This window comes from Sulfurimonas sp., from assembly GCF_027056685.1.
Taxonomy (GTDB): domain Bacteria; phylum Campylobacterota; class Campylobacteria; order Campylobacterales; family Sulfurimonadaceae; genus Sulfurimonas.
Map to the genome: position 1 here is coordinate 1 of NZ_JALUKE010000019.1, position 5,834 is coordinate 5,834.

Annotated in this window: 7 protein-coding genes and 1 pseudogene; 3 read left to right on the forward strand and 5 right to left on the reverse strand. The window is 34.1% G+C overall.

Translation table 11 applies throughout. The features are described 5' to 3' along the window. Both MVY38_RS00785 and MVY38_RS00790 read right to left on the reverse strand, forming a co-directional pair. A pseudogene (locus MVY38_RS00785) lies at positions 1-600 on the reverse strand (hypothetical protein); the annotation flags it as partial. Between the two features lie 2 nt (positions 601-602). Next, entirely contained in the window at positions 603-1,199 is a 597-nt protein-coding gene (locus MVY38_RS00790; RefSeq protein ID WP_297482372.1) for a hypothetical protein, read from the reverse strand. A 113-nt stretch (positions 1,200-1,312) separates the two neighbouring features. On the opposite strand from MVY38_RS00790, the gene gatC reads away from it, so the two are divergent. From gatC to MVY38_RS00805, 3 genes are read left to right on the forward strand one after another with little or no spacing between them, the layout of a single operon-like run. Then, positions 1,313-1,603, forward strand: coding sequence for an Asp-tRNA(Asn)/Glu-tRNA(Gln) amidotransferase subunit GatC (gatC, locus tag MVY38_RS00795; protein ID WP_297482374.1), 291 nt, complete (start codon positions 1,313-1,315; stop codon positions 1,601-1,603). Positions 1,604-1,608: 5 nt separating this feature from the next. After that, positions 1,609-1,950, forward strand: a complete 342-nt coding sequence (locus MVY38_RS00800) for an arsenate reductase family protein (RefSeq protein WP_297482376.1) — start codon at positions 1,609-1,611, stop codon at positions 1,948-1,950. Beyond that, entirely contained in the window at positions 1,947-3,044 is a 1,098-nt protein-coding gene (locus tag MVY38_RS00805) for a type IV pilus twitching motility protein PilT (RefSeq protein ID WP_297482378.1), read from the forward strand. The genes MVY38_RS00800 and MVY38_RS00805 overlap by 4 nt, the downstream gene beginning before the upstream one ends. Here MVY38_RS00805 and MVY38_RS00810 read toward each other — a convergent pair. The 3 genes from MVY38_RS00810 to MVY38_RS00820 all read right to left on the reverse strand — a co-directional run. Beyond that, positions 3,041-4,033 carry an SAM-dependent methyltransferase gene (locus MVY38_RS00810; protein WP_297482386.1) on the reverse strand — a complete coding sequence of 331 codons (993 nt, stop codon included), beginning with the start codon at positions 4,031-4,033 and terminating at the stop codon, positions 3,041-3,043. The genes MVY38_RS00805 and MVY38_RS00810 overlap by 4 nt on opposite strands. A gap of 27 nt (positions 4,034-4,060) precedes the next feature. After that, positions 4,061-5,290 (reverse strand): TolC family protein, encoded by a 1,230-nt coding sequence (locus MVY38_RS00815; protein ID WP_297482381.1) that lies wholly within the window; start codon positions 5,288-5,290, stop codon positions 4,061-4,063. Continuing rightward, positions 5,247-5,834, reverse strand: a 588-nt coding sequence (locus MVY38_RS00820) for an aminotransferase class III-fold pyridoxal phosphate-dependent enzyme (RefSeq protein ID WP_297482384.1), incomplete at its 5' end; no start/stop codon positions are given. The genes MVY38_RS00815 and MVY38_RS00820, both read right to left, overlap by 44 nt.

Below are 5,834 nucleotides of genomic sequence, written 5' to 3' on the forward strand. Positions count from 1 at the left end.
GTTAAAATAGTCTGCAGAGGAGACAATAACTGTTCTAAGTTCTTTTTTCATCTTTGTACTGACAATAATAATTTTACCATCAAGTGTTGCAAAAATAACCAAACCTTTCATAAAGTAAGGATTTACTATACGCATATCTGAGGCAATTGATGTTCCACTTTGTTCTTTGAAAAGTAGTGATTTTGATGCTATATCATAAAGTGCTATCTCATCATCAGCAAATAAAACTGCCAACATATTACCACTAACACTTGCACTTGCAATGGTATTTTTTAATTGAAACTCTTTTTTAATGCTACTATTGTTTTGAGAAGTAAGTGTAAGGTTTCCATCAATGCTGCTACTCAACACCCAACCATCACTTAAAGAAATAACGCGTTGATTTTTTGCAATAGTAACATTTAGCTCACCATTTCTTGTAAGCACTTTTTGATTTTCAAGCAGTGCAATATTTGAAGATCTATCAACTATTTCGGAGTTCATTGGTGCATATTCTCTCCACTCACCTGACACTTTTTTTGGTTTATATACCTCTTTTGTACTACAAGCACTAAACAGCAGTGCCAAAAACGGTACTAAAAAAATTAAATATTTATGCAATTTTATTTCACTCCATAATGCATTAAAGCTTTAGCAACAGGAGCTAAAGGAGACTCTATACCGATCATACTAAGGTGTTCATGTGCATCTGCAATTTTATTTTCATTCATTAAAATAATTGCTAATTGAACTTGTGCCAAATCTCTATAGATAGCACCTTGCGTTTGTGCGTATGCTTCAAGTTTTGCTTTATCTTGTGAATTTTGTGCAGCTTCATAAGTCGCTAATCCTCCAATAAGAGGTGCCTTGGATTTTTGCAAAGAATTAAGTGTTTTTAAATCCTGATGTGCAACTGCTTGAGAGTAGAGCCAAACATCATTCAAAGTAGGGCTCAAAGAAGCTAACTTATCTTGTGCTACTTTGGAGCTTGGATTTGCCTCTAAAGCGACAAGTGTTCTGTTGACTGCGTTTAGTGTACTTGTTCTATTCATATTATATATAATATTTCCAGCGACAACTAGAACAAGAACAACAACAGAACCTATCATCACATTCTTATACTTTTTAACAAACTTTTCAGTTACAACTGCTTTTTCAAAAAACTGTTCTTCTGCTGTAAGTCCTTCTTTTACCATTCCAATATTCTCTTTTAAGCTCAAAAATCGTTCCTTTATACTATATATTTTAAAAGTCTATAATCTTACCCACAAGTAAGTTAAAGTTTTATCAAATTATGATAAAATTGAAAAAACAAAATTGTATAGGATTTTAAATGCAAATAGATGACGCACTATTAACAAAACTAGAAAAATTATCATTCTTAAAAATCAGTGATGACAAACGAGAAGAGATTGTAGAGCAACTCTCAGAAATTGTAAGTTTTGTTGACAATTTAAGTGAGCTAAATACTGATGGTGTTGCAAGTGTCTTTGCAATGAGTGATAAAGAGACACCACTTAGAGAGGACATTGTTCATTCACAAGCTGCTGTTGGTGAAGAGATATTAAAACATGCCCCACAAAGTGCTGAGAACTTTTTCATAGTTCCAAAAATCATAGAGTAAACGCAGTGATAAAAGTATATGGCATTAAAAACTGTGACAGTGTAAAAAAAGCACTTCAGTTTTTTAAAAAGCACAACATTAAATACGAACTTTTTGACTTTAAAACAGAACAATTACCATGTGTAAAAATCGATGAATGGAGTAAGAAAGTAGATACGAAAACTCTTTTTAATGCAAGAAGTACTACATATAGAAATCTAAAACTAAAAGAGCTAAACTTAGATGAAGCAGGGCAAAAAGAGTGGCTTTGTAAAGAAAATCTTCTTATAAAGCGTCCTGTCATTGAGTTTGAAAATGAGCTCTTAGTTGGTTTCAATGAAGAAATTTATGAAAGGAGTTTTTTATGAGTAATGAAGAGGAACATACAAGTTCTAATCAAAGATTAGATATAAAAAAGTTACTAAAAAGTGTACTTGCGTTTAACTCATCAGACCTGCACCTTGTTGTTGGTAGTGAGCCACAAATACGAATAGATAAAGAATTACGCGCACTTAATTTACCTGTGCTTAATGCAAATGATATTGAAGAGATGGCATATTCGCTCATCGAAGATAAGCAGAAAAAAATATTTGAAGAACATAATGAGCTTGACTTCTCGTTTGAGCTTAAAGATGTTGGTCGTTTTCGTGCAAACTACTACCGCACTATTTATGGAATTGGCTGTGCGTTTCGTATGATTCCGCTTGAAGTCCCTACACTTGATGACTATGGGAACCCTCCAATTTTTAAAGAACTTATTAAAAAAGAGAAAGGTCTTATTCTTGTAACAGGACCAACAGGAAGTGGTAAATCAACAACATTAGCATCTATGCTTCATGAAATTAATCTCACTGAACGCCGTCATATTATTACCATTGAAGATCCAGTTGAGTTTGTACATAAAAATATTAAATCTCTCTTCTCACAACGAGATGTAGGAAGCAATACCGATTCGTTTGCAGCAGCACTAAAATATGTACTACGTCAAGATCCTGATGTTATTCTCATTGGAGAGATGCGTGATGCTGAAACTATCGGTGCTGCACTAACCGCTGCAGAGACTGGTCACTTGGTATTTGGAACACTTCATACTAACTCTGCACCAGGGACTATTAACCGTATTATTGATGTATTTATAGGGGAAGAACAAGCACAAGTACGCGCACAACTTGCATCTTCACTTGTTGCAGTAATTTCACAAACACTTATTCCTAGAATTGGTAGCGGTAAAGTTGCAACACAAGAGATACTTATAACAAACCCTGCTGTTCAAAATCAAATTAGAGAAGATAAAGTACACCAGATTTACTCTCAAATGCAGCTAAACCAACAAGAGACAAATATGACTACACAAGCACAACAGCTTGTATCACTTCTACAGAAAAAGATAATTTCAAGAGAAAATGCCATTAAAAACTCTAACCGTCCGGAAGAGTTGATGAAAATACTAGAGGCTCTTTAAGAGTCCTCTTTTCTAAAGCGTATCATTTTAAAGCGCTCTCCTAAGAAATTTGGCATTATAAGCATTTTCACTTTTTCAAGTTCTTGCTTATAAATTTTTGCATCAGCATTCTTTTGTAACATCTCTAACAGTTCTAAAATCCCCATATCAACAAGTGCTGTCATCTGTGCTTTAAAATCCACAAACGCAACTCCAGCCTCTTCATAAGCATCTTTTACATGAGCAAATGTTACATCATAAGTAATATCCGATTTTTGAAAGAGTTCCTCCCTTGGCACATAATCCTCTTCCCCTTCGGGAAGAAAAAACGGTATAACTTTGTGTTTTGTATAAATTCGCAAGGAAAAATCAGGACGAGCAGCCATCTCTCCATAATCAAAACTCATAAACTCAAACTTCTCACATGAAGCAGCCATCTCTTTTGCAAACGCTTCATATCCAAGCGCTATTTCACCTCTCTCTTTATGGTATTTTATAGCCTTTTGCGCCACCCACTCATCATCTAAATCAAACTCTACATTATGATTTTGCACACTTGCACTCTTTCCTTTAAAGTACAATTCACAAGGAAATGCATCAAAAATTTCATTAGCAATAAAAAAAGCATTTTTGCATCGTAGTTCGCTTAAAGATTTATACTGTGCTAGTTTTACAACATCACCAAAACTCTCTTGAAAATAGTTACGCTGCTGCGTTTGCAAATCATCAAAACGCTCAATAATAACAAACTCAAAACTCTCAAGTAGTTCAGGACGCAAAGTGTAAATAAACTCACACACATCTGCTAAGAAATAGCCGTGATGTGCCCCTATTTCACATATTACTGCGTTTGGTGCTAAAAAACCATCATCTACTAAAGAGATAATATGCTTTGCAATTGTTCCACCAAAAAATTTACTCGTACTTACCGCGGTATAAAAATCACCACTCTTTCCTATATTTTTGTATGTTGCATAGTAGCCATCCTCGCCATAAAGCCACTCTGTCATATATTCACTAAATTTTACTCTACTCACCTATTTACCAGCCTTTATATACATCTCATATAGATTTAACAACTCTAGCTGTTTATCCATCTTATATATTTTTGTATCTATCTTTTGTATTGCCAAAGAGTTTGTCAAAGTTTGCACATCATACTTCGTTTTATAGCCACTTGCATAAAGTTTTTGCGTATCATCAAGCAGTTTTTTATACAGTTTTCTATTTTGACGGCTCAGTGCTATTTTTTTATCAAAGTTTTTGATGTTGTTCATCACCTGATCATATAATGCACTCAGCTCTCTTATTCTATCTTTTTTAATAACTTGGGATTTCAAATAATCCACTTTTGCAGATTCTATATCACGAAAAGTGTTGATGTCAATCGGAATGGAGAGCTTAAATCCATAATCATAATAATCTCTCTCCTCAGAAAAAGCTGGAAATGTTGGAGAAAATTGCTGATTAGAAGTTTTTTGCCAGTTATAACCTGCTGTCAAATTCACTTTTGGCAAATACTTTGCTACGCGTACATCTTTTGCATAAAGATTTTTCTCTACTGCATATTCACTCTGTTTTATGTATGTGTTATAATCTAGAAACTCATTTTTAGAAATCATATCCAGATGTAATATAGAGACATTTTTATAGTTTAAATCACTTAAAGCTGAAAATTTGTTAATAAGTTTCTCTCTATTTGTTTCGATGTCATAAAGTGCCTGCACGACAATATTTTTTTGAATAATTGCATTATCTAAAAATCCAGAATCAAGCTGTCCATTCAGATACTGTTCCTTTTTTTGTAAAAGATTTATATCAGAGTTTTTAATCTGTAATTTCTGTTTTTGAATCCGTAAAGAGGTCTGTCTAATTTGCATTAATAGAGATATTGCATCTTTTATCATCTTGCGTTTCGCTACATCAATTGAGACATCATTGTAAAGTTTACTAGCATCTGCAAACTTTATACCATAGTAAATCCCGCCACTTTGAAAAATAGGCTGGTCCATTCGGACAGCTGCACTTTCATTTAACTGCTCAGTTGTGTATGGGTTACTCTTTGAGTAATTGTAATTAAGATGAAGAGGCGCTATCCACGAATCTCGTAGTTTGGAACTCTCCGCCTCACTCTTTTTATAATCATATTCAAACTGCTGTTTTTTATAATCCGATATAAAGCTATCTAAACTTGTGTTATTCTCATCTGCAAGAAGAGAGGAACTAGAGCTTAGACATAGCAAGAGTAAGAGATTTAAACCCTTCATCTATTTCCTCTTTTGTAATTGTAAGTGGTGGTAAAAAACGCAAGGTATTTCGCCCTGCTTTTAAAACTATAACACCATTTTCCCGTGCAAGATTTATGATATTTGAAAGGGTCTGTGCATCTTTTGTACGCAATCCACACATCATTCCAAAACCAACTCTTGAACTGAAAATATCTTTATGTGCAACATAAAAATTTTCTAATGCCTCACTAAACGCAGCCGAAGTTGCAGCTAACTCTCCACTCTCTTTTAGCTCATTTAAAATGTCAACAACTTCACAAACTGCCCGTGTACTCAAAAAGTTTCCTCCAAATGTAGAACCATGATCACCTGCGTTTAACACCTCTTTAAGTGTAGTCATAACAATACCAACAGGAACACCACCACCTACACCTTTAGCAAGTGTAATAATTTCAGGATCAATTCCATATGCTTGCGATGCTGTAAACTCTCCAACTCTATAAACACCAGTTTGCACTTCATCTATTATAAGAGGAATCTCTTTAGCTTTTAAAAGTTTTGCCAGTTTTTGTACTTTTTCTCT

Excerpts from the sequence above, each read along its gene's own strand:
- MVY38_RS00810 (WP_297482386.1), bottom strand. The coding sequence starts at position 4,033 with ATGACAGAGTGGCTTTATGGCGAGGATGGCTACTATGCAACATACAAA.
- MVY38_RS00815 (WP_297482381.1), bottom strand. The coding sequence starts at position 5,290 with ATGAAGGGTTTAAATCTCTTACTCTTGCTATGTCTAAGCTCTAGTTCC.
- MVY38_RS00805 (WP_297482378.1), top strand. The coding sequence starts at position 1,947 with ATGAGTAATGAAGAGGAACATACAAGTTCTAATCAAAGATTAGATATA.
- gatC (WP_297482374.1), top strand. The coding sequence starts at position 1,313 with ATGCAAATAGATGACGCACTATTAACAAAACTAGAAAAATTATCATTC.